This is a genomic window from Streptomyces violens, from assembly GCF_000717745.1.
Classification (GTDB): Bacteria; Actinomycetota; Actinomycetes; order Streptomycetales; family Streptomycetaceae; genus Streptomyces; species Streptomyces violens.
Map to the genome: position 1 here is coordinate 387076 of NZ_JOBH01000001.1, position 22426 is coordinate 409501.

The 22426-nt window shown below is 70.7% G+C and carries 18 protein-coding genes and 2 tRNA genes; 11 read left to right on the top strand and 9 right to left on the bottom strand.

The features are described from left to right. Positions 1–75: 75 nt before the first annotated feature. Together tig and IF04_RS0101715 are read right to left on the bottom strand one after the other, a co-directional pair. A complete protein-coding gene (gene tig / locus IF04_RS0101710; RefSeq protein ID WP_030249691.1) occupies positions 76–1488 on the bottom strand; it encodes a trigger factor in 1413 nt (470 codons plus the stop codon). A 258-nt stretch (positions 1489–1746) separates the two neighbouring features. Then, a tRNA-Pro gene (locus tag IF04_RS0101715) sits at positions 1747–1823 on the bottom strand. Between the two features lie 139 nt (positions 1824–1962). On the opposite strand from IF04_RS0101715, the gene IF04_RS0101720 reads away from it, so the two are divergent. After that, positions 1963–2036 (top strand) — tRNA-Gly (locus tag IF04_RS0101720). A 120-nt stretch (positions 2037–2156) separates the two neighbouring features. After that, positions 2157–2525, top strand: coding sequence for an arsenate reductase family protein (locus IF04_RS0101725; protein WP_030249693.1), 369 nt, complete (start codon positions 2157–2159; stop codon positions 2523–2525). A gap of 66 nt (positions 2526–2591) precedes the next feature. On the opposite strand, the gene IF04_RS0101730 is transcribed toward IF04_RS0101725, so the two are convergent. Next, positions 2592–2786 carry a hypothetical protein gene (locus IF04_RS0101730; RefSeq protein WP_030249696.1) on the bottom strand — a complete coding sequence of 65 codons (195 nt, stop codon included), beginning with the start codon at positions 2784–2786 and terminating at the stop codon, positions 2592–2594. 560 nt (positions 2787–3346) lie between these two features. On the opposite strand from IF04_RS0101730, the gene IF04_RS0101735 reads away from it, so the two are divergent. Together IF04_RS0101735 and IF04_RS0101740 are read left to right on the top strand one after the other, a co-directional pair. Further along, positions 3347–4528, top strand: coding sequence for an acyltransferase family protein (locus IF04_RS0101735; RefSeq protein WP_030249698.1), 1182 nt, complete (start codon positions 3347–3349; stop codon positions 4526–4528). Between the two features lie 218 nt (positions 4529–4746). Then, on the top strand, positions 4747–5946 hold the full coding sequence (locus IF04_RS0101740) for a cation:proton antiporter (protein ID WP_030249700.1): 1200 nt from the start codon (positions 4747–4749) through the stop codon (positions 5944–5946). A gap of 70 nt (positions 5947–6016) precedes the next feature. Here IF04_RS0101740 and IF04_RS0101745 read toward each other — a convergent pair whose 3' ends face one another. Continuing rightward, positions 6017–7159 (bottom strand): PP2C family protein-serine/threonine phosphatase, encoded by a 1143-nt coding sequence (locus IF04_RS0101745; RefSeq protein ID WP_030249703.1) that lies wholly within the window; start codon positions 7157–7159, stop codon positions 6017–6019. 127 nt (positions 7160–7286) lie between these two features. Here IF04_RS0101745 and IF04_RS0101750 point away from each other — a divergent pair, with 127 nt between their 5' ends. After that, a complete protein-coding gene (locus IF04_RS0101750; protein ID WP_030249706.1) occupies positions 7287–8516 on the top strand; it encodes a GNAT family N-acetyltransferase in 1230 nt (409 codons plus the stop codon). Between the two features lie 88 nt (positions 8517–8604). Here IF04_RS0101750 and IF04_RS0101755 read toward each other — a convergent pair whose 3' ends face one another. Further along, positions 8605–9429 (bottom strand): Fpg/Nei family DNA glycosylase, encoded by an 825-nt coding sequence (locus tag IF04_RS0101755; protein ID WP_030249708.1) that lies wholly within the window; start codon positions 9427–9429, stop codon positions 8605–8607. A gap of 21 nt (positions 9430–9450) precedes the next feature. Next, on the bottom strand, positions 9451–9939 hold the full coding sequence (locus tag IF04_RS0101760; RefSeq protein WP_030249711.1) for a ribose-5-phosphate isomerase: 489 nt from the start codon (positions 9937–9939) through the stop codon (positions 9451–9453). A gap of 215 nt (positions 9940–10154) precedes the next feature. Here IF04_RS0101760 and IF04_RS0101765 point away from each other — a divergent pair, with 215 nt between their 5' ends. Further along, positions 10155–11570 (top strand): amino acid permease, encoded by a 1416-nt coding sequence (locus IF04_RS0101765; RefSeq protein WP_030249715.1) that lies wholly within the window; start codon positions 10155–10157, stop codon positions 11568–11570. 65 nt (positions 11571–11635) lie between these two features. Here IF04_RS0101765 and IF04_RS0101770 read toward each other — a convergent pair whose 3' ends face one another. Beyond that, entirely contained in the window at positions 11636–12235 is a 600-nt protein-coding gene (locus tag IF04_RS0101770; RefSeq protein ID WP_030249717.1) for a biotin transporter BioY, read from the bottom strand. Positions 12236–12536: 301 nt separating this feature from the next. Between IF04_RS0101770 and IF04_RS0101775 the strand changes: the two genes are divergently transcribed. The 3 genes from IF04_RS0101775 to IF04_RS0101785 all read left to right on the top strand — a co-directional run bounded on the left by IF04_RS0101775 (position 12537) and on the right by IF04_RS0101785 (position 16399). Continuing rightward, positions 12537–13964 (top strand): amino acid permease, encoded by a 1428-nt coding sequence (locus IF04_RS0101775; RefSeq protein ID WP_030249720.1) that lies wholly within the window; start codon positions 12537–12539, stop codon positions 13962–13964. A gap of 195 nt (positions 13965–14159) precedes the next feature. Further along, entirely contained in the window at positions 14160–15584 is a 1425-nt protein-coding gene (locus IF04_RS0101780) for an amino acid permease (protein ID WP_030249723.1), read from the top strand. 173 nt (positions 15585–15757) lie between these two features. Further along, the gene (locus tag IF04_RS0101785) at positions 15758–16399 is read left to right on the top strand and encodes a superoxide dismutase (RefSeq protein ID WP_030249726.1); all 642 of its coding nucleotides are present in this window, start codon (positions 15758–15760) and stop codon (positions 16397–16399) included. Between the two features lie 193 nt (positions 16400–16592). Here the strand turns inward: IF04_RS0101785 and IF04_RS0101790 are convergent, their stop codons facing one another. Beyond that, a complete protein-coding gene (locus tag IF04_RS0101790) occupies positions 16593–17231 on the bottom strand; it encodes a mycothiol-dependent nitroreductase Rv2466c family protein (RefSeq protein ID WP_030249729.1) in 639 nt (212 codons plus the stop codon). Positions 17232–17334: 103 nt separating this feature from the next. Here IF04_RS0101790 and pepN point away from each other — a divergent pair, with 103 nt between their 5' ends. Together pepN and IF04_RS0101800 are read left to right on the top strand one after the other, a co-directional pair. After that, positions 17335–19938 carry an aminopeptidase N gene (gene pepN / locus IF04_RS0101795; RefSeq protein ID WP_030249732.1) on the top strand — a complete coding sequence of 868 codons (2604 nt, stop codon included), beginning with the start codon at positions 17335–17337 and terminating at the stop codon, positions 19936–19938. Positions 19939–20062: 124 nt separating this feature from the next. Then, positions 20063–21181, top strand: a complete 1119-nt coding sequence (locus IF04_RS0101800; protein ID WP_030249736.1) for a hypothetical protein — start codon at positions 20063–20065, stop codon at positions 21179–21181. 66 nt (positions 21182–21247) lie between these two features. Here IF04_RS0101800 and IF04_RS0101805 read toward each other — a convergent pair whose 3' ends face one another. Continuing rightward, positions 21248–22396, bottom strand: a complete 1149-nt coding sequence (locus IF04_RS0101805; RefSeq protein ID WP_051830567.1) for a serine hydrolase domain-containing protein — start codon at positions 22394–22396, stop codon at positions 21248–21250. Positions 22397–22426 lie beyond the last annotated feature (30 nt).

The window sequence follows — 22426 nt, forward strand, 5'->3', positions numbered from 1 at the left end:
CGGTCCGGGCCCGTACGCCGACGTGCTGCGGCGGCTGCGGGAGCCGCCTCGGCCGGTCGGAACCGGCCGGGGGACTTACTTGGCCTCGTCCTCGGCCTGCTCGTCCTTGGCCTCGGCGGCCTCGGCGGTGGCCTCCTCGACGGACTCGGCGGCCTGGACGGTCTCGGCCGTCTCGTCCTCGTCGTCCAGGTCGACGACCTCACCGTTGGTGTCCTTGACCGTGGCGGCCTCGACGACGACCGCGAGGGCCTTGCCGCGGGCGACCTCGCCGACGAGCATCGGCACCTGGCCGCCCTCGACGACGGCCTGCGCGAACTGGTCGGGGGACATGCCGGAGGACTGCGCGCGGCGCATGAGGTGCTCGGTGAGCTCCTCCTGGCTGACGTTCAGCTTCTCCTTGTTGACCAGCTCGTCGAGGACGAACTGGGTCTTGATGCCCTTCTCGGCCTGCTCCTTGGTCTCGGCGTCGAACTCTTCCTCGGTCTTGCCCTGGATCTCCAGGTACTTGGCGAGGTCGAGGCCCATCTGGCCGAGCTGGTGGTTCACGAGGTTGTGCTTGCGGGTCTCGATCTCGTCCGCGAGCAGCTTCTCGGGGATCGGGACCTCGACGAGCTCGAGCAGCTCCTCCAGGACCTTCTCCTGGGCCTGGGTGGCCTGGTCGTACTTCTTCATCTGCGCGAGGCGCTTGCGGCTGTCGTCCTTGAGCTCGTCAAGGGTGTCGAACTCGCTCGCGAGCTGCGCGAAGTCGTCGTCCAGCGCGGGCAGTTCCTTGGCCTTGACCTCGGTCACCTTGACAGTGACCTCGGACTCCTTGCCCGCGGCGGAGCCGCCCTTGAGCTCGGAGGTGAAGGTGGCCTCGCCGCCGGCCTCCAGGCCCGTGACGGCCTCGTCGATGCCGTCCAGCAGCTCGCCGGAGCCGATGGTGTAGCTGACGCCCTCGGCGACGCCGTCCTCCAGGACCTCGCCGTCGACCTTGGCCTGCAGGTCGATCGTCACGACGTCGCCCTCGGCGGCGGCGCGCTCGACGACGGAGGTGGAGGCGAAGCGCTCACGGAGCTGCTCGACCGACTTCTCGACGTCCTCGTCCGACACCTCGATGGCGTCGACCTCGACCTCGATGCCGGAGTAGTCCGGGATCTCCAGGGCCGGGCGGATGTCCACCTCGGCGGTGAAGGCCAGCAGCTCGCCGTCCTTCAGCTCGGTGATGTCCACCTCGGGCTGGCCGAGGACGTTGAGCTCACCCTCGTTGACCGCCTCGGTGTAGAACTTCGGGAGCGCGTCGTTGACGGCCTCCTCCAGCACCGCACCGCGGCCGAACCGCTGGTCGATCACGCGGGCCGGGATCTTGCCCTGGCGGAAGCCCTTCACCGTGACCTGCTGGTTGATCTTCTTGTACGCCGCGTCGAGGCTGGGCTTGAGCTCCTCGAAGGGCACCTCGACAGTGAGCCGAACCCGGGTCGGGTTCAGGGTCTCCACGGCGCTCTTCACGGTTCGGTCTCCTTGGGGCTGACTTCTGGGGTTCTGCTGGAAGATCCCCCGGCCTTCGAGACGCGCGTGGCGTATCGGGCCCGGCGGATCGCGCCCGGTAGACCTGAAAAAGAGGGCACACGGACGCGCAGCTTGCATAGTAACCGCAAGCACGACGCGCCCCACAATGCGATCTTGGGAACGCCTGTCCGGGCAGGCCGGACAGGCGGCCCCCAGGGCTGGTGATGCGATCATGAGGATGGCTGGAAAGCCGCATGATGGTCGGGGTGGCCGGATTCGAACCGACGACCTTCCGCTCCCAAAGCGGACGCGCTACCAAGCTGCGCCACACCCCGTCGGTGCGACACGTAGGGTACATGGCCGCAGGCCATGCGGCTGCCAGTTATCCGAGGGACGAGTGGGGTGTGCGGCGGACCGCCTCGACCCGCTACGATGCTCACCGTGCCGGAGGCCGCTCGACGGTCCACGGCGCATGCGGGCGTAGCTCAATGGTAGAGCCCTAGTCTTCCAAACTAGCTACGCGGGTTCGATTCCCGTCGCCCGCTCCACGTCGGAAGGCCCGGCCGCGCGCAGGACAGCGCGGCCGGGCCTTCGGCGTATCCGGGGGCACGCGGCGCCGGGGCGCCCAAGGGGCGTACGCGGGCGGGCCGGCTGGCTAGGGTGCGGGCATGGAGATCTGGGTGAACCCCGCGTGTTCGAAGTGCCGGTCCGCTGTGGAGCTGCTGGACGAGGAGGGCGCGCAGTACACCGTGCGCCGCTACCTGGAGGACCCGCCGAGCGCGGCGGAGCTGCGGGCGGTCCTGGAGCGGCTCGGGCTGGAGCCGTGGGACATCACGCGCACGCAGGAGGCCGCGGCCAAGGAGCTGGGCCTGAAGGACTGGGAGCGGACCGCGGACGCGCGGGAGCGCTGGATCGAGGCGCTGGCCGCGCACCCCAAGCTGATCCAGCGGCCGATCATCACCGCGGACGACGGCAGTGCCGTGGTGGGCCGCAGCGAGGAGTCCGTACGGGACGCGCTGGGCCGCGGCGGGCGCTGAGCGACGCGCGTACGGAGCGAGCGGCGCCGGGCCGCGGGGAGCCGGTCCGGTGCCCGTTCGCGGTGGTCAGAAGGTGATGTTGTTGATCGTGTCCGCGACGGAGTTGAAGAACCTGTTGACGGACGGGGCTATGCCGGTGGACGCGAGGAAGAAGCCGAAGAGTATGGCGACGAGCGCGGGTCCCCACTTCAAGGTCTTGTTGCGGAGCAACACGATCAAGATGATCGCCAACAGCAGCACCACAGACAGCGAAAGTTCCACAACTGATCACACCCTTGGTCGGAATGCCACACCGGCCCTGGAAGCATGCAGCCGCGCACACCCCCGCCAGCACCCATCGTGCCACCAACTGTCTTCCCGGTGGAGACGAGTGACGAATCATCGGCCAAGGCTTTACGCACTTCCCGTGCCCCTATGCCTTCAGGTCAGCTCTCCGGCACCGGCCCGCGCAGGGCATTGAAGCAGTCCCCCGGCGACCCCCGATTCGGCCTGATCATTTCCGTCGGGCGGGATTCCGCTGTCGCGCGTATACCCACCTCACGCCCGCGAATTCGAATTCCGGGGACATGATTTCGTGAGCCGCACCACTCGAACGAACCATCACAGAGTGGGACATTCCCTCCGGGCCGTTCGCGCCGCCTATGCCCCGATTAGTCGGGATGATTCCGTACAGAACGGGCGCTCAGCAGCCAGCAGACGGCCCGGACAAGAACGGCCGGATCTTCTCGCCTACCCGTCATCTCCGCGGGTAGCTGCAGAAATAGCCGGGAAATAAGAAGACGGTTTTACGCAATCTCCGGTTCACCACTAAGGTGCCTCAGATGTTCCACGGCGATCAGCGAAGCCCGCTCCCCCCGGCCAAGGAATCGACCGCCACGGCCGCACCCCCGGCCGAGAAGCCGTCCACTCCTGACGCACCGGCAGGGAAGCCGGCCGGTCCTGCCGCAGCGCAGAAGAAGAAGGCCCGTGATCCTTTCTTCGACAACGCCAAGTACCTGGCGATCGTGCTGGTCGCGATGGGTCACGCCTGGGAGCCGCTGACCGACGGCAGCCGTGCCGCGGAAGCGCTGTACATGGTCGTCTACACGTTTCACATGCCGGCGTTCATCATCATCTCCGGCTACTTCTCGCGCAGTTTCGACATGCGCAAGGACCGGCTGCAGCGGCTGATCACCGGCGTCGCCGTGCCGTACATCCTCTTCGAGGTCGCCTACAGCTTCTTCAAGCGCTGGGCCGACGACGATCCGGGACACCCGATCAGCCTGCTCGACCCGTGGTTCCTGACCTGGTTCCTGGTCGCGCTCTTCATCTGGCGGCTCACCACGCCGCTGTGGAAGATCGTGCGCTGGCCCGTCCCGCTGGCCCTGGTCATCGCGATGCTGGCGTCCGTCTCGCCGGACATCGGCGACGATCTGGACCTCCAGCGCGTCCTGCAGTTCCTGCCGTTCTTCGTCATCGGGCTCTTCATGAAGCCCGAGCACTTCCAGTGGGCGCAGCGCCGCGCGGTGAAGTGGGCCTCGCTCCCGATCTTCGCCTCGGCGCTGGTGATGGCGTACTGGGCCGGGCCCCGGATGACCTCGGCGTGGTTCTACCACCGCGACAGCGCGCAGGAACTGGGCGCGCCCTGGTGGTCGGGCCTGGTGATGACGCTGGCCCTCTTCGGCTGCTCGGCGGTGCTGGTGACCTGCTTCTTCGCGTGGGTGCCGAAGCGGCAGACGTGGTTCACGGTGCTGGGCGCCGGCACGCTGTACGGCTATCTGCTGCACGGCTTCCTGGCAAAGGGCTCGCGCTTCTGGGGCTGGTTCGACGACTACCAGTGGCTGCACACGCCGCTGGGTGAGATCGCGGTGACGGTCATCGCGGGGGCCGTGGTCACCGCGCTGTGCACGCCGCCGGTGCAGCGGGCCTTCCGGTGGGCGATGGAGCCGAGGATGGCCTGGGCGTTCAAGAAGGACCCGGCGGAGACGGCGCGGGCGCGCGGGGCCGGCGGCACGGCGGCGTAACCGGCGCCCGGTACGGGCTCTCAAGGTGCGGGAGCGGCAGTGATGCCGCTCCCGCACCTTTTGCGTTCCGGCGGCTTCCGAGCGGTCCGGGCCCCCTCCAGAAGTCGTTTGGTAAACTAATTACATACGTTCCCTTGACCTTGTCTTGACCATTGCCATTGCCCGAGCCCCACCCGAACCCTGGAGGAGCCATCGGACACGCGGAGACCCTCGTCGCCATGGGCGGTGCCTTTCTGGCCGCCGCCGTCCTCGCCCGCCTCGGCGGCCGCATCGGCCTGCCGACCATCCCCCTCTTCATCCTGGCCGGCATCCTGCTCGGCCCGAACACTCCCGGTTACGTCCTCGTCTCCGACCCGCACGACCTGGAGATGCTCTCCCTGCTCGGCCTGGTGCTGCTGCTCTTCTACCTGGGCCTCGAGTTCCATATGGACGACCTCAAGACGGGCGGCCGCAAGATGGCCCTGGCGGGCGGCGCGTATCTCGCGCTGAACGTCGGCGCCGGTCTCGGCTTCGGCTTCGCGCTCGGCTGGGGCACGGCGGAGGCGCTGGTACTGGCCGGTGTCCTCGGCATCTCGTCCTCGGCGATCGTCACCAAGGTCCTGGTCGACCTGGGCCGGCTCGGCAACCCCGAGACCCGCCCCGTCCTCGGCATCATCGTGGTCGAGGACATCTTCCTCGCGCTGTACCTCGCGGCCCTCCAGCCGGTGATCTCCGGCGCCGACTCGATGGCCGCCGCCGTCGGGGACGCCGGCAAGGCGTTCGGCTTCCTGCTGCTGCTCGCGGCGGCGGCCCGCTGGGGTACGAAGCTGATCGGCCGCCTGATCGCCACCCGTGACAACGAACTGCTGGTCATCTCCTTCCTCGGCGCCGCCGTGCTGGTGGCCGGGGTCTCGGAGTGGTTCGGCGTGGCCGACGCCATCGGCGCGTTCATGGTGGGTCTGATGCTCGGCAGCACGAGCTCCGGCGCGCGGATACGGGAGCTGGTGCATCCGCTGCGGGACGCGTTCGGCGCGATCTTCTTCTTCGCCTTCGGGCTGTCCATCGCCCCGGGCGACCTGCCGACGGTGCTGTGGCCCGTCCTGGCGGCGGTCGCGGTGACGCTGCTGATGAACGTCCTCGCGGGGATCGTCGTCGGCCGTCTCTACCGCTTCGGCCCACGCCCCTCGGCGAACGTCGCCACGTCGCTGCTGGCCCGCGGCGAGTTCGCGCTGATCCTCGCGACGATGGCCGCGACGGCGGGGCTGGACGACCGGCTGTCGCCGTTCATCGCGGGATACGTCCTGATCCTCGCGGTACTGGGGCCGCTCGCCGCGGGGCGCGCGAACTGGCTGGCGCGCATCCTGCCGGGGCGTGCGGCGCGCCAGGACGCGGAGGTACCGGCGGAAGCGGAGCCGGTGGCGGCGAGCCGGGGCGCGTGACCGGCGGCGCGGGTTCGCGGCGGGCGCCCCGGGCGCGGGCGCCCGCGGAGCCCGCGCCCTTCGCGCGCTCTCAGTCCCGGCAGATCAGCAGCAGCGCGCGGTCGTCGTGCACGTCCTTGGCGACCGCCTCGATCAGATGCCAGGCGGCACCGGCGAAGCCGGTAGTCACATAGCGGTCGGCCTCGCCGGTGAGCCGGTCGATGCCCTCGGCGATGTCCCGGTCGGACGCCTCGACCAGCCCGTCGGTGAAGAGCATCAGCACGTCGCCCGGACGCAGCGTGCCCTTGATCGGATCGAAGTGGGCGCCGTCCATGATGCCGAGCAGCGGGCCCTCGGCCGCCTTCTCCTCCCAGCGGCCGCTGCCCGCGCTGAGCTGGAGGGCCGGCGGATGCCCGGCGGAGAACAGCTCGTAGTCCCCGGACTCCAGGTCCAGTACGAGGTGGATGGCGGTCGCGAAGCCCTCGCTCCAGTCCTGGCGGAGCAGATAGCCGTTGGCCGCGGGGAGGAAGCCGTGCGGCGGCAGCGAGCCGAGCAGCCCGCCGAACGCGCCCGACAGCAGCAGCGACCGGGAGGCGGCGCCCATGCCCTTGCCGGAGACGTCCGTGAGGACGACCTCCAGGATGTGGCCGCCGTGGGTGCGCGAGGCGACGACGAAGTCGCCGGAGAAGGACTGGCCGCCGGCCGGGCGCAGCGACATCTCGCGGTGCCAGCCGGGCGGCAGCTCCGGCAGGGCGCTCTGTACGCGGATGCGTTCGCGCAGGTCGAAGAGCATGGTGCCGCCGCGCCGCCACGGCACGCCCACCCGGCTGCGGAACTGTGCGATCAGCAGCCCGAAGAGGCCCACGGCGGCGACCACCAGGACCGTGCCGGGCGTGATCCGGTTCGGGCCCTGCTCGTACGGGCCGAGGACCGCGGCCTCCACGATCAGCGCCACCGCCGCCGTGCCGTACAGGGCCAGCAGGCTGGCGGGGCGCAGCAGCAGGCCGCCCGCGACGATGGGCAGGACCAGGGCTGCCGGGGCGATCCAGTCGGGGTGCCAGACGGTGCCGCCCATGATGGCCGGTACGGAGATCAGCAGGGCGGCCAGCGCGACCCAGTCGGAGCCGTCGCCGCGGAAGTAGTCGACCATGGCCTTGCGCACGCCGATGCGAGCCCGGTGCATCGCCTTGCGCACCCGGGCCGTCAGGGTCTCCGCTGCCGCGCCGCTCGCCATTGCCCCGAGACCATATCCACCCCTTTGGCGGCGCGTCGATTCGCAGCACACCGCCGAGGGCAATTGCCAGGAAAATGTGTTCGAAATCCAGTCGCGTCCGCGAGTCGCCGCCTGCTACGCATGGCGTATGACGACAGAGCTACGGACGCTGCGCGCGGCCGAATGGGACGGCTGGTACGGAAAGTTGGAGCGCGCCTTCGGGGGCGTGGCCGAGGCACCCGAGGAGCGCGGGCTGTACCGGGACCTCACCGAGGTGGACCGGTCGATCGGGGTGTGGGACGGGCCCGAAGTGGTGGGCACGGCGGGCGCGTTCTCCTTCCGGATGACCGTGCCGGGCGGCGCGCAGCTGCCCGCGGCCGGCGTCACGATGGTCAGCGTGCAGCCGACGCACCGGCGGCAGGGGCTGCTGACGGAGATGATGCGGCAGCAGCTCGCCGACGTACGCCGCCGGGAGGAGCCGCTCGCCGTACTGACCGCGTCCGAACCGGTGATCTACGGCCGGTTCGGATACGGCATGGCCACCCGCCAGGCCACGCTGCGGGTGGAGACGAAACGGGTCGCACTGACGCTCCCGGACGGCACGGACGGCGTACGGCTGCGGCTCGTGCCGCTCGCCGAGGCGGTGGCCGACTGCGAGCGGGTGTACGCGGCGGTGGCCGCGGAGCGCCCCGGAATGCTCGCCCGGCAGCCGGGCTGGGAGCGGCTGCCGCTGCTGGACCCGCCTGCCGACCGGGAGGGCGCGGGGGAACTGCTGTGCGTGCTGGCGGAGGTGGCCGGCGAGGTGCGCGGGTACGCGCGGTACGCGGTCAAGGCGGAGTGGAGCTCGCGCGGCCCCGACGGGTCGGTCAAGCTGCGGGACATCGAGGCGCTGGACCCGGTCGTGCGCGCCGCCCTGTGGCGCTATCTGCTCGACATCGACCTGACGTCCGCCCTGGTCAGCCACAACCGCCCGGTCGACGAGCCGCTGCTGTCCATGGTCTCCGACCTGCGGCGGTGCGAGCTGCGGGTGCGGGACGGGCTGTTCCTGCGCCCGGTGGAGGTGGGCGCCGCGCTCTCGGGCCGTACGTACGCGGCACCGGTGGACGTCGTCCTGGACGTCGAGGACACGTTCTGCCCGTGGAACCAGGGCCGCTGGCGGCTGTCCGGCGACGCGAAGGGGGCGTCCTGCGAGCGGACGACGGACGCGGCGGATCTGGCGCTGTCCGTACGGGAGTTGGGCGCGGCGTACCTGGGCGACACGCGGCTCAGCGCGCTGGCGGCGGCGGGGCGGGTCCGCGAGCTGCGGCCGGGGGCCTTGGCCGAGGCGTCTGGAGCCTTCGGCTCCGATGTGGCGCCTTGGCTGCCGCACGGATTTTGAGTGCCCCCGCCCCTTCCCGGCTGTGACATATGCGGCTCCGCCGCGGGGTGGCTCTGCCCCGGCCCCGAATCGCCCTTCGGGCTCGTCCTCAAACGCCGGACGGGCTGGGTTGCTGGCACTGCGGACACCAGAACAGGTTCCGGCCCGCCAGCTCCGCCATGCGGACACTCGTTCCGCAGAGGTGGCACGGTTGCTGCGCGCGGCGATAGACGTATACCTCGCCGCCGTGGTCGTCGACGCGCGGCGGCCGGCCCATGGCCTCGGGTTCGTGTTCCGGCCGCACCGTGTCGATGCGGTTGTTGCGGACGCCCTCGCGCATGAGGGCGACCAGATCCGACCAGATCGCGTCCCATTCGGCGCGCGTCAGATCGCGCCCGAGGCGGTACGGGTCGATTCCGTGCCGGAAGAGGACCTCGGCGCGGTAGACGTTGCCGACGCCGGCGATGACCTTCTGGTCCATCAGCAGCGCGGCCACCGACGTACGGCTGCGGGAGATCCGCCGCCAGGCCCGCTCCCCGTCGTCGTCGGCGCGCAGCGGGTCGGGGCCGAGCCGGTCGTGTATCGCCTGCTTGTCGGCGTCGGTGACCAGCGCGCAGGCCGTGGGCCCGCGCAGATCGGCGTAGTACCGCTCGTTCAGCAGCCGCAGCCGCACCGTGTCGGTGGGCGGCGGCGCCGGCGCCGTGCCGAAGCCGAGCTTGCCGAAGAGCCCGAGGTGGATATGGACCCAGCCGGTCGCGGCGAAGCCGAGGAAGAGGTGCTTGCCGTGCGCCTCCGCGGCCTCCAGGACCTGCCCGTCGACCAGCGCGGCGCCGTCGGCGAACTTGCCCTGCGGGCTGGCCGCACGCACGGCCCGGCCGCCGAACCTCTCGAAGTGGTCGGCGGCCAGCCGGTGGATCGTGTGCCCCTCGGGCATCGAGGAATCAGCCTGCCCCGGTCAGCCCTGCTGCGGGTGGTGCGCCGGGATCGCGGGCAGCTCGCCGGTGGTCTCGTACGTCGAGAGCATCTCGATGCGGCGGGTGTGCCGCTCCTCGTTGCTGTACGGCGTGGCGAGGAACGCCTCGATGAACTTGGTGGCCTCGTCCTGGGTGTGCATCCGCCCGCCGACGGAGATCACGTTGGCGTTGTTGTGCTCACGCCCGAGCTTGGCGGTCTCCTCGCTCCAGGCCAGCACGGCCCGTACGCCCTTGACCTTGTTGGCGGCGATCTGCTCGCCGTTGCCCGAGCCGCCGATCACGACGCCGAGCGCGTCCGGGTCGGCGGCGGTCTTCTCCGCGGCCCGGAGGCAGAACGGCGGGTAGTCGTCCTGGGCGTCGTAGATGTGCGGGCCACAGTCGACGGGCTCGTGGCCATTGGCCTTCAGCCACTCGACGAGGTGGTTCTTCAGTTCGAAACCGGCATGATCGGAGCCGAGGTACACGCGCATGCGACGAGTGTGACACGGCGGGGTCCGGGTAAGCGCCGTTGGGTCTCCCTATGAGTCTGCGAGAGGAAACTCCGACGTTACGTCTCGTACACAAGTTCGTCGTACAAACACACGAAGACGTTAACGATCCGGATTCGACTCTTCCCTTCGCCGGGCTCCCGAGGATCTCATCCAGGGGCTCGACACATCCATGAACCATTACAAGGACGGTGCACATGGGCGCGCACCCGCCGACCACGACCGCCGAGCCGGCCACCGGTGACCCCGCCGACGGCCGGTCGCCGGAGGGCCTGCAGGCAGGGCTCAAGAACCGCCATCTGTCGATGATCGCCATCGGCGGGGTGATCGGCGCCGGCCTCTTCGTGGGCTCCGGCGCCGGCATCGCGGCCGCCGGGCCCGGCATCCTCCTCTCCTACGCGCTGACCGGCCTGCTGGTCGTCCTCGTGATGCGGATGCTCGGCGAGATGGCCGCGGCCTCCCCCACCTCCGGCTCCTTCTCCGCGTACGCGGACCGGGCGCTCGGCCGCTGGGCGGGCTTCACCATCGGCTGGCTGTACTGGTTCTTCTGGTCGGTCGTCCTGGCCGTCGAGGCGACCGCCGCGGCCGCGATCCTCACCAACTGGGTCCCGGCCGTCCCGCAGTGGGGCTGGGCCCTGCTGGTGATGATCGTGCTGACCGGTACGAACCTGATCTCCGTCGGCTCCTTCGGCGAGTTCGAGTTCTGGTTCGCCGGCATCAAGGTCGCCGCGATCGTGATCTTCATCGTGGCGGGCGCGCTGGCCGTCTTCGGGCTGCCGCCGGGCGACGAGGCCGTGGGCCTGTCCAACCTCACCGGCCACGGCGGCTTCCTGCCGAACGGGCCGGGCGCGATCCTCTCCGGGATGCTGCTTGTCGTCTTCTCCTTCATGGGCAGCGAGATCGTCACCCTCGCGGCCAGCGAGTCGCCCAACCCGGTGCAGGCCGTCCGCAAGGCCACGAACAGCGTCATCTGGCGGATCGCGATCTTCTACCTCGGTTCGATCGCGGTGATCGTCACGCTGCTGCCGTGGGACGACAAGGGCGTCGCGGCCAGCCCGTACGTCGCCGTACTGCGCTCCCTGGACATCCCGTACGCGGGCACGGTGATGGACGTGGTCGTGCTGACCGCCGTCCTCTCCTGCCTGAACTCCGGCCTCTACACGGCCTCCCGGATGGCCTTCTCGCTCGGCGAGCGGGGTGACGCGCCGAAGTCCTTCACCCGCCTCAACAAGGGCGGCGTGCCCTCGGTCGCGATCTGGGCCTCGGTCGCGTTCGGCTTCATCGCGACGATCTTCAGCTACACCTCGCCGGACACGATCTTCCAGTTCCTGCTGAACTCGTCGGGCGCGGTGGCGCTCTTCGTATGGCTGGTCATCTGCTTCTCGCAGCTCCGGATGCGCCGCACGATCGAGCGGGACACCCCGGAGCGGCTGACCGTCCGGATGTGGCTGTACCCGTACCTCACGTACGCCACGATCGCCCTGATCCTCTTCGTCGTCGGCTACATGTTCTACAACCCCGAAGGCCGCCAGCAGATGGTCATGTCGGTACTCGTGGGCGCCCTGGTCCTCGCGGTAGGCGTCATACGCGACCGCCGCCGCGCACGCGCCTGACGCCCCGGAAACGACACGGGCCCCGCACCCCCCAGAGGGGTACGGGGCCCGTCGCGTACGCGGCGTCAGCCGCGCCGGCCGACCAGCTTCCAAGCCGTCGGCAGCGCGCCCATGGCGAGCACTGCCTTCAGCGCGTCCCCGACCAGGAACGGCACCAGCCCGGCCGCGACGGCCTGCCCCAGCGACATCCCGGTCGCCATCGCCAGGTACGGCACGCCGATCGCGTAGATCAGCGCCTCGCCGAGCAGCATCGTGCCGGCGGTCCGCAGCACCCCGCGGTCCCCACCGCGCCGCGCCAGCGCACCGACCACCGTCGCGGCCAGCAGCATGCCGAGCACGTACCCGAAGGACGCCCCGCCGGCACCGGCCTCGGCACCCGCGAACCACGGCATACCCGCCATGCCGACCAGTGCGTACAGCGCGAGGGAGAGGAAACCGCGGCCCGCGCCGAGCGAGGCGCCGACGAGCAGCGCGGCGAAGGTCTGCCCGGTCACCGGCACCGGGGAACCCGGCACCGGCACGGCGATCTGGGCGGCGACGCCGGTGAGCGCCGCACCGCCGAGCACCAGCGCGGCGTCACGGACGCGGGCGCGCGGAGCGGTGGCGGCGGGCAGCAGGTCGGCGAGGACCGCGCCCGGGCGGCTGGAGGCGGCGGCAAGGCTCATCGGGACTCCCCGGGGTGAGAGACAACAGGACCAGTGCGAAGCATGCTTCGAACAGCGCTCTGAATCTAGACCAGCGGCGGTCCACTGATCATCGTGCGACGGCGACAAACGCGTCACACCGCACTTGGCGGCTTCCGCACTTCTCCCACCTGGGGCCGGTGATCGGCCGATTGGCCGTTTCTCCAGGTCACGTGATGCTCGTCACGGACTGCAGGCCCACCGCACGGGCATTTTGTGCTAGTGCGGCCCGGCCGGAGACACTGTGGAGTCCCCCCAACGTCTCCTGTGAGAGTACGAGCGCATGCACGAGGCACCGACCACCTCCGGCACCGGCCCGACCGGCGGCGCGGACAGCGGCGAACCCCTGTCCGGCGGACTGAAACAGCGTCACCTGACGATGCTGGGCCTGGGCGGCGTGATCGGCGCGGGCCTGTTCGTGGGCTCCGGCGCCGGCATCAAGGTGGCGGGCCCGGGCATCGCGCTGTCGTATCTGATCGCGGGCGCGCTGGCGATGCTGATCATGCGGATGCTGGGCGAGATGTCCTCGGCGATGCCCGCCTCGGGCGCGTTCTCGGTGCACGCGGAGCGCGCGCTGGGCCGCTGGGCGGGGTTCAGCGTGGGCTGGCTGTACTGGTTCATGCTCGTGGTCGTGCTCGCCGTCGAGGCGACCGGCGCGGCGCAGATCGCCAACGGCTGGGTGCCGGCGGTCCCGCAGTGGGGCTGGGTGCTGATCTTCATGCTCTTCTTCACGGGCGCCAACCTCGCCGCGGTCCGCAACTTCGGCGAGTTCGAGTTCTGGTTCGCCACGCTCAAGGTCGGCGCCATCGTGCTCTTCCTCGTACTGGGGCTGCTGGCGATCCTCGGGGTGCTGCCGGCCTCCGGCGGGTACGACGGGAATCCGGTGGGCCTGGCGCACCTCACCGGCGACGGCGGCTTCCTGCCGAACGGCTGGTCCGGGGTGGTCTCCGGGGTGCTGGCCGTGGTGTTCGCGTTCGGCGGCCTGGAGGTCGTGACGATCGCGGCGGCCGAGTCCGACAATCCGGCGCGCGCGGTGGGCCGCGCGGTGCGCAGCGCGGTCTGGCGGATCCTCTTCTTCTACGTCGGCTCGATGCTGGTCATCGTCACTCTTCTGCCCTGGTCCTCGATCGAGCCGGGCAAGAGCCCGTACGTGGCGGTGCTGGACCGGCTGGGGGTGCCGGGCGCGGGCCAGATCATGAACGTGGTGGTCTTCGTGGCGCTGCTGTCGGCGCTGAACGCCAACCTGTACGGCTCTTCGCGGATGGTGTTCTCGCTGGCCGAGCGGGGTGAGGCGCCGCGCGGGCTGCTGAAGGTGTCGGGCGGCGGGGTGCCGCGCCGGGCCGTGCTGGCCTCGGTCGCCTTCGGCTTCATCTCGGTCCTGCTCAATCTGAAGTGGCCGGATTCTGTCTTCCTGTACTTGCTCAATGCCGTCGGTGCGGTACTGCTCTTCGTCTGGGGCCTGATCGCCGTCTCGCAGCTCCGGCTGCGCCGCCGGCTCGAACGCGAGGCGCCCGAGAAGCTCACGCTCCGTATGTGGGGCTTCCCGTGGCTGACCTGGGTGGCGCTGGCCGGTATGGCGGCCGTGATCGTGCTGATGCTGACCGATGCGACGGCCCGCCCCCAGCTGCTGTGGTCGGCCGGCGCGACCGCGCTGGTACTGCTGATCGCGGGCGCGCGGGAGGTGCGGGACCGGCGCCGGGCAGCGGCGTGACCGGCACCCCCGGGTGAGACGCCGGTCACCCTCCGTCGCTGTCGATCACACGTCGAGCGCGGTCGGTCACGATTCAGTCTGAATATCGAACAACAAGTGCACGGCTGTTGTCCTGAGCGGACGCCCCGCCCAAACTGAGCGGGCTCAAATGGATTCGCCTCAGCTCCGCTCTCACATCTTGGGACAGGTACGACCATGAATCGGACACCTTCGTCCACTGCGCCCGAGCGCGGGCCGGCCCACCAGGCCGCGGGCGCCGGACCGGACGGCGGCACCCCGCTGTCCAACGGGCTCAAGCAGCGCCACCTCTCGATGATCGCCCTGGGCGGCGTGATCGGCGCCGGGCTCTTCGTCGGCTCCGGCGCCGGCATCGCCGCCGCCGGCCCCTCCATCGTCATCGCGTACGCCATATCCGGCTGTCTGGTCATGCTGATCATGCGCATGCTGGGCGAGATGTCCGCGGCCAACCCGGCCTCCGGCTCCTTCTCCGTGCACGCCGAGCGGTCGATCGGCTCCTGGGCCGGCTTCACCGCGGGCTGGATGTTCACCGCGCTGCTGTGCGTGGCCGTCGCCGCCGAGGCGCTGGGCGCCGCCGGCATCATGGTGAGCTGGTTCCCCGGCACCGAGCCGTGGATGTGGGTCCTCCTCTTCATGGTGATCTTCTGCGGCACCAACCTCGCCGCGGTCGCCAACTTCGGCGAGTTCGAGTTCTGGTTCGCCGCCCTCAAGGTCGCCGCGATCGGCATCTTCCTGATCCTCGGCCTGCTCGCCATCTTCGGCCTGCTGCCCGGCACGGACGCGCCGGGCGCCGCGCACCTCACCGGCGACGGCGGCTTCCTGCCCAAGGGCGTGGAGGGGCTGATGGTCGGCCTGCTCGCTTCGGTGTTCGCGTACGGCGGCCTGGAGACGGTGACCATCGCGGCCGCCGAGTCCAAGGACCCGGTGCGCGGCGTGGCGAGCGCGGTGCGCACCGCGATGTGGCGCATCGCCCTCTTCTACGTCGGCTCGATGGCGATCATCGTGACGGTCATCCCGTGGAGCGCGCCGGAGATCGCCAAGGCCGGCCCGTACGTCGCGGTCCTGGACTACCTGAAGATCCCCGCGGCCGGCCAGATCATGAACGTGGTCATCCTGGTCGCGCTGCTCTCCGCGATGAACGCGAACATCTACGGCGGGTCCCGGATGGCGTACTCGCTCACCTCCCGCGGCCAGGGCCCGCGGGTCCTGAGCCGGGTCAGCGGCGGCGTGCCGCGCTTCGCCGTGCTGCTCTGCTCGGCCTTCGGCTTCCTCACCGTGGTGTTCAGCATCGTGTGGCCGGACACCGTCTTCCAGTGGCTGCTGAACATGGTCGGCGCGGCCATCCTGGTGGTCTGGGGCTTCATCTGCGTGGCCCAGCTGCGGATGCGCCGGCAGCTCGAGCGGGAGGCGCCGGAGCGGCTGGTCGTACGGATGTGGGCGTTCCCGTTCCTCACCTGGGTGGCGCTGGCCGGCATCGCGGCCGTGCTGCTGCTGATGCTGCGGGACGAGGCGCAGCGCGTCCAGCTGTACTTCACCGGCGGCTTCGGGCTGGTGCTGGCCGCGATCGGCCTCGTACGGCAGAAGACGCGCGCCCGCGACTGACGCGCGCCACGTCCCCTTGAGGCGGGGCGGGACTCCTACGGGAGTCCCGCCCCGCCTCCGTCTTTGGTACCGGCCCCCGCCCCTTGCCCGGCCTCTCGATCTTGCTGCTGTTAGCCTGCTCTTGCAACTTACTTGCAACTACTGCTTTTGAGCAGCTTGGAGGCTCGGCGCGCATGGCGACCTACACACTTCCTGAACTCCCCTACGACTACTCGGCGCTGGCGCCCGTCATCAGCCCCGAGATCATCGAGCTGCACCACGACAAGCACCACGCGGCCTACGTGAAAGGCGCCAACGACACGCTGGAGCAGCTCGCCGAGGCCCGCGACAAGGACCAGTGGGGCGCGATCAACGGCCTGGAGAAGAACCTGGCCTTCCATCTCTCCGGCCACATCCTGCACAGCATCTACTGGCACAACATGACCGGTGACGGCGGCGGCGAGCCGCTGGAGAAGGACGGCGTGGGCGAGCTGGCCGACGCGATCGCGGAGAGCTTCGGCTCCTTCGAGAAGTTCAAGGCGCAGCTCACCAAGGCGTCGGCGACGACGCAGGGCAGCGGGTGGGGCGTGCTCGCGTACGAGCCGGTCACCGGGCGGCTCATCGTCGAGCAGATCTACGACCACCAGGGCAACGTCGGCCAGGGCTCGGTCCCGATCCTGGTCTTCGACGCCTGGGAGCACGCCTTCTACCTCCAGTACAAGAACCAGAAGGTCGACTTCATCGAGGCCATGTGGCGCGTCGTCAACTGGCAGGACGTCGCCAAGCGGTACGCGTCCGCGAGGGAGCGCGCGAACAACCTGCTGCTGGCGCCGTAGGCGCGGAGGCGCCATAGGCGCCGGAGCGCCGGTGGTCGTCCTGCCTCGTGATCGTCTTCTCACCCTTCACTTGGCAGGCGGATAAAGGGGTCGCCCCCGCGAGGACGTGACTCGCGGGGGCGGTTCTGTATCTGTGACGGCTGCGGGCGCGTTGTGGCTGGGCGCGCAGTTCCCCGCGCCCCTGATGGGGCGCCTAGTCGAAGCTCGGGGCTGCCGTCCTGGTGCGCTTGATTTCGTAGAAGCCCGGGATGGAGGCGACCATCAGGGTGCCGTCCCAGAGCTTGGCGGCTTCCTCGCCCTTGGGGGACGGGGTGACGACCGGGCCGAAGAAGGCGATCTGCTCGCCGTCGGCGCCGGGGACGGCGATGACCGGCGTGCCGACCTCCTGGCCGACCAGGTCGATGCCCTCCTTGTGCGAGGCGCGCAGCCGCTCGTCGTGCGCGTCGGTGTCGGCCGCGTCCGCCAGCTCGGCCGGCAGGCCCGCCTCCTCCAGCGCCGCGAGGATCGTCTCGCGGGTGCGCGGCAGGCCCTGGTTGTGGAAGCGGGTGCCGAGCGCGGTGTAGAGCGGGGCCAGGACCTCGCTGCCGTACTTCTCCTCGGCCGCGATGCAGACCCGTACCGGCGCCCACGCCTCGGTCCGCATCATCTCCTGGTACTGCTCGGGCAGATCGTCGAGCTTGTCCTCGTTGAGCACGGCCAGGCTCATCACGTGCCAGCGCACCTCCACCGGCCGGACCTTCTCCACTTCGAGCATCCAACGGGAGGTCAGCCAGGCCCAGGGGCACAGCGGGTCGAACCAGAAGTCTGCGGGGGTCTTGCCGGTGTCGGACACGAAGGTCTCCTCTACGAGCGGGTCGGTAACCGGTTCAACCGCGGCGGGCCGTGCCATGATTCCCAGTGTTCGATATTCGAGACACAGACGAGGGAGTCGCGTCGTGCCCGGTGAAAACCTGTCCCGAGACGAGGCCCGCGAACGGGCCCGGTTGCTGACCGTCGACGGGTACGAAGTGGCGCTGGACCTGCGGTCCGCCGTGGAGCAGGGTGACGCCTCCCGGACGTTCCGCTCCCGCACGACCCTCCGCTTCCGCTGCGCGGAACCGGGCGCCGACTCCTTCGCGGACCTGGTCGCGCCGTCGGTCACCTCGGTCACCCTGAACGGCCGCGAGCTGGACCCCGCCGTCGTCTTCGACGGCGCCCGGATCGCCCTGCCGGACCTGGCGGCGGAGAACGTCCTCGTCGTGGACGCGCAGTGTGCCTACAGCCGCACCGGCGAGGGCCTGCACCGCTTCGTCGACCCCGAGGACGGCGAGGTCTACCTCTACACGCAGTACGAGCCGGCCGACGCCCGCAGGGTCTTCGCGAACTTCGAACAGCCTGATTTGAAGGCGCCGTTCGACTTCGAGGTGACCGCGCCCGAGGGGTGGGTGGTGCTCAGCAACGGTGTCCAGGAGGGCGCCGCCGAGGGCGGGGTGCACCGTTTCGCGCGTACCGAGCCCATCTCCACGTACATCACGGCCGTGGTCGCGGGCCCGTACCACTACGTCTCCGACACCTACCGGCGTACGTTCGCGGACGGCACCGAGCTGGAGGTGCCGCTCGGCGCGCTCTGCCGCAAGGGGCTGGCCCGGCACTTCGACGCCGACGACGTCTTCACCGTCACCAAGCAGGGCCTGGACTTCTTCCACGACCACTTCGACTACCCGTACCCCTTCGGGAAGTACGACCAGGCGTTCGTGCCGGAGTACAACATCGGCGCGATGGAGAACCCGGGCTGCGTCACCTTCCGCGAGGAGTTCATCTTCCGGGGGAAGGTCACGCAGGCGTCGTACGAGCGCCGGGCCAATGTGATCCTGCACGAGATGGCCCACATGTGGTTCGGCGACCTGGTCACCATGGAGTGGTGGGACGACCTGTGGCTCAAGGAGTCCTTCGCGGACTTCATGGGCGCGCTGTCGCTGGTGGAGGCCACCCGCTTCACCAACGGCTGGATCACCTTCGCCAACGGCCGCAAGGCCTGGGCGTACCGCGCCGACCAGCTGCCCTCCACGCACCCCATCACCGCCGACATCCGCGACCTGGAGGACGCCAAGCTCAACTTCGACGGGATCACCTACGCCAAGGGCGCGTCGGTGCTCAAGCAGCTCGTCGCGTACGTGGGGCGGGACGCCTTCCTGGACGGTGCGCGGCGGTACTTCAAGCGGCACGAGTACGGCAACACCACCCTGGCCGACCTGCTGGCCGTGCTGGAGGAGACCTCGGGCCGCGACCTGGCCGCCTGGTCCCGCTCCTGGCTGCAGACGGCGGGCGTCAACGCGCTCACCCCGCAGGTCACCTACGACGCCCAGGACCGCATCACCGAGCTGGCCGTCCTGCAGGAGGCCTCCCCCGCCCGGCCCGAGCTGCGGCCGCACCGGGTCGCGGTCGGCCTGTACCGCCGGGAGACCGTGTTCGGTAAAGGCGGCGACGGGACGCTGGTCCGGTACGCCCGTGCCGAGCTGGACGTCTCCGGGCAGCGCACCGTCGTCGCGGAGCTGACCGGGGCCGAGCGGCCCGACCTGGTGCTGGTCAACGACGAGGACCTGACGTACTGCAAGGTCCGCTTCGACGAGCGGTCGCTGGCCACCCTGCGCGGCCACCTCGGCGAGATCGCCGACCCGATGGCGCGCGCCCTGTGCTGGTCCGCGCTGTGGGGCCTGACCCGCGACGGGCTGATGCCGGCCCGCGACTACCTCGACATCGTGCTGCGGTTCGCCGGGCGGGAGTCCGACATCGGCGTACTGCAGACGCTGCACGCCCAGGCCCGTACCGCGCTGCACCACTATGCGGCGCCCGACTGGCGGCAGCTCGGCGCGCAGCAGCTCGCCCAGGGCGCCCTGCACGAGCTGCGCGTCGCCGAGCCCGGCAGCGGCCACCAGCTCACCTGGGCCCGCTTCTTCGCCTCCGTCGCCTCCACCGAGGCCGACCTGCAGCTCCTGGGCGGCCTGCTGGACGGCACCGCGAAGATCGACGGGCTGGCGGTGGACCAGGAGCTGCGCTGGGCGTTCCTGGAACCGCTGGCCTCGCACGGCGCCGCCGACGCACAGCGGATCGACGCCGAACTGGCCCGCGACGACACCGCGTCCGGCAAGCGCCACCACGTCCGCTGCCTGGCCGCCCGCCCCGCCGCCGAGGTCAAGGCACGCGCCTGGGCGGACGTGGTGGAGTCCGACGCGCTCTCCAACGCCCTGGTGGAGGCCACGATTTCGGGCTTCGACCAGGCCGGGCAGCGCGATCTGCTCGCTCCGTACGCGCCGAAGTACTTCGACGCGATCGGGCGGGTGTGGAACGAGCGGTCGATCGAGATCGGGATGGCCGTGGTCCGCGGCCTCTTCCCGGCGCTGCAGAGCAGCCAGGAGACGCTGGACGCGGCCGACGCCTGGCTGATCGAGCACGCGGACGCGCCGCCCGCGCTGCGCCGGCTGGTGTCGGAGGCGCGGGACGATCTCGCGCGGGCGCTGCGGGCACAGGCTTGTGACGCAAAGGTCGGCGCGAAGCCGTAACCCTCGGTAGGACCAGCACTTATCGGCCGTCGAACGCCCGTACTTTAGGCCGTGGTTGTGCGGAAACGTCGACGGAACGGTAACAGCGGTTAGGGGGCGGCGCGGGCGCGGGAATGGCGGGGGCATGAACCACAACACCCCACTCTCGCCCCGCCCGCTCCACCACCTCGCCGACGTACGGCACCGCGTCCTGACCGCACGGCAGCTGCGCGAGCACGGCATCGCGCCGTCCGACCTCGCCGAGCGCTGCCGGCCCGGCGGCCCCTGGCAGCAGATCCTGCCGGGCGTCCACCTGCTCCACCCCGGCCCGCCCACCAGCGAGGAGCGGCTGCACGCCGTCCTGCTGTACGCGGCCCGGCGCACGCCGGCGGCAGCCACCGGCCCGGACGGCGAACCGGCCGTCCCGGCCCAGGGCGACGGCGCCGACCGCTACGAACCCGAGGCGATGATCACCGGGCTGGCGGCGCTCGCCCTGCACCGCTTCTCCTCCGCTCCCCCGCTGCTCTCCCTGGACCGCATCGAGGTGCTCCTGCCGCGCTCGCGGCGGCTGCGCTCGGCGGGCTTCGCGCAGGTCGTACGGGCCCAGAACCCGCCGCCCGCGGTCGAGGTCACCGGAGTGCCGGTCGCCCCGGTCCCCAGAGCGCTGGCCGACGCGGTGGCCCGGCTCACCGGCCCGCAGACCGCCAGGGCCGGGCTGGGGGAAGCGGAGATGACCGCGCTGGAGGCGGTCGGCGGGCCGACGGCGATCCGCCGGCTGCTGTCCGAGGCGGTGCGCGGCGGGCACTGCGACCCGACGGCCGTGGTGCGCGAGCTGAGCCGGGCGCGGCTGCTGGGCAGGCCGCAGGTGATGGACGCGGTGGACGGCCTGCTCGCGGAGGGCCGGGCGCTCGCCGAGGGCCTGCTGTACGCGCTGGTGCGCGAGTACCGGCTGCCGGACCCGGTGTGGAACGTGGACCTGCGGCTGCCGGGCGGCCCGTACCTCGGCGGCGTGGACGCGTTCTGGCCGGTACAGGCGGTCGCGCTGACGATCGACGCGCGGTCCCCGAAGTACGCCGACCAGACGCTGTGGCCGGAGCACACCCGCACCCGTGAGCGGCTGGAGCGGCTGGGCATCACGGTCGTGCAGGTGACGCCGAAGAAGCTGCGCGAGGCGCCCGAGCAGCAGGCGGTGGTGGTGCGGACGGCGCTGATGGCGGCGGCGGACCGGGAGCCGAGCGCGTATGTGGCGGTGCTGCCGAAGTAAAGCCGGTGTCTCTCAGCGCGATGCGAAAGGGGCGGGCCACCGGGGCCCGCCCCCGCGGGCGCGAGGTCAGCCGCAGAACTCCGCCTCGACCACCGGCCCGCTGTCGCCGGTCCAGTCCGCGTTGGAGTTGAACGCCGCGGTGTGCCGGCCGTCGCGGGTGCTGACGGCCTCCGAGGACGAGCCGTGGATGCCGCCGCCGTGGCCGTACAGCCGGACCCCGCAGGACAGTTTCTGCGTCATCAGGCCCAGTCCGTACCGGATGTGCGGGGCCTCCTTGCCGACCGGAACCGTCGTGAGCATCTCCTTCAACTGCCGCTGCGGGAACAGCTTTCCGCGCAGCACCGCCGCGTAGAAGCGGTTGAGGTCACCCGCCGTGGAGACCATCTCGCCGGCCGCACCGGCGAGCGAGGGATTGAGCTCGGTCGCGTCGTACACCTCGGTCCCCGGCTTCTCCACCAGCAGCTTGGAGTACGCGATGCCGTGCGGCCCCGGGATGCGCGGGTCGGTGCCGGGCACGACGGTGTCGCGCAGCCCGAGCGGCTTCAGGACGCGCCGCTGGACCTCGGTGGCGTACGGCTTCCCGGTGGCCTTCTCGATGACCATTCCGGCGAGCACGTAGTTGGTGTTGGAGTAGCTCCAGGACGTGCCCGGCTCGAAGGTGGGTTTGCCGTTCATGGCCAGGCGTACGAGCTGCCGCGGCGTCCAGGTGTCGTAACGGTGCTTCAGGAAGCCCGGCCCGGTCACCTTGTCGCGGAACTCCTGCTCCTCGAAGATCTCGCGGATTCCGCTGGTGTGGTTGAGGAGCTGCCGCAGCGTGATGCGGCTGCCGTCGTGGCCGTGCCCCCGGACGACGCCCGGCAGCCACTCCTCGACCGTGTCGTCCAGGTCGAGCCGGCCCTCCGCCTCCAGTTGCAGCAGGACCGTGGCCACGAAGGTCTTGGTGATGCTGCCGACGCGGAAGGCGTCGCCGGCGCCGCGCGGTTCGCCGGTGTCGAGATTCCCGACACCGACGGTGGCCTTCCAGACCCGGCGCCCCTCGCCGACCTGGCCGATCATGCCGGGGACCCCCTTGGCGACCTGGGCCTCCATGGCGGCCTTGGTGCGCGCGTGGCCGTCGTCGGCCGGTCCGGCGGCGGTGGCCGCGGGCGCGGTGAGCAGTACCGTTCCTGCAAGAGCGGCGGCCAGGGCCCCCGCCAGTGCGCTCCGTGCTCTCATCGTCGTTCCCCCTCGCTGCGGCGCGCGGCG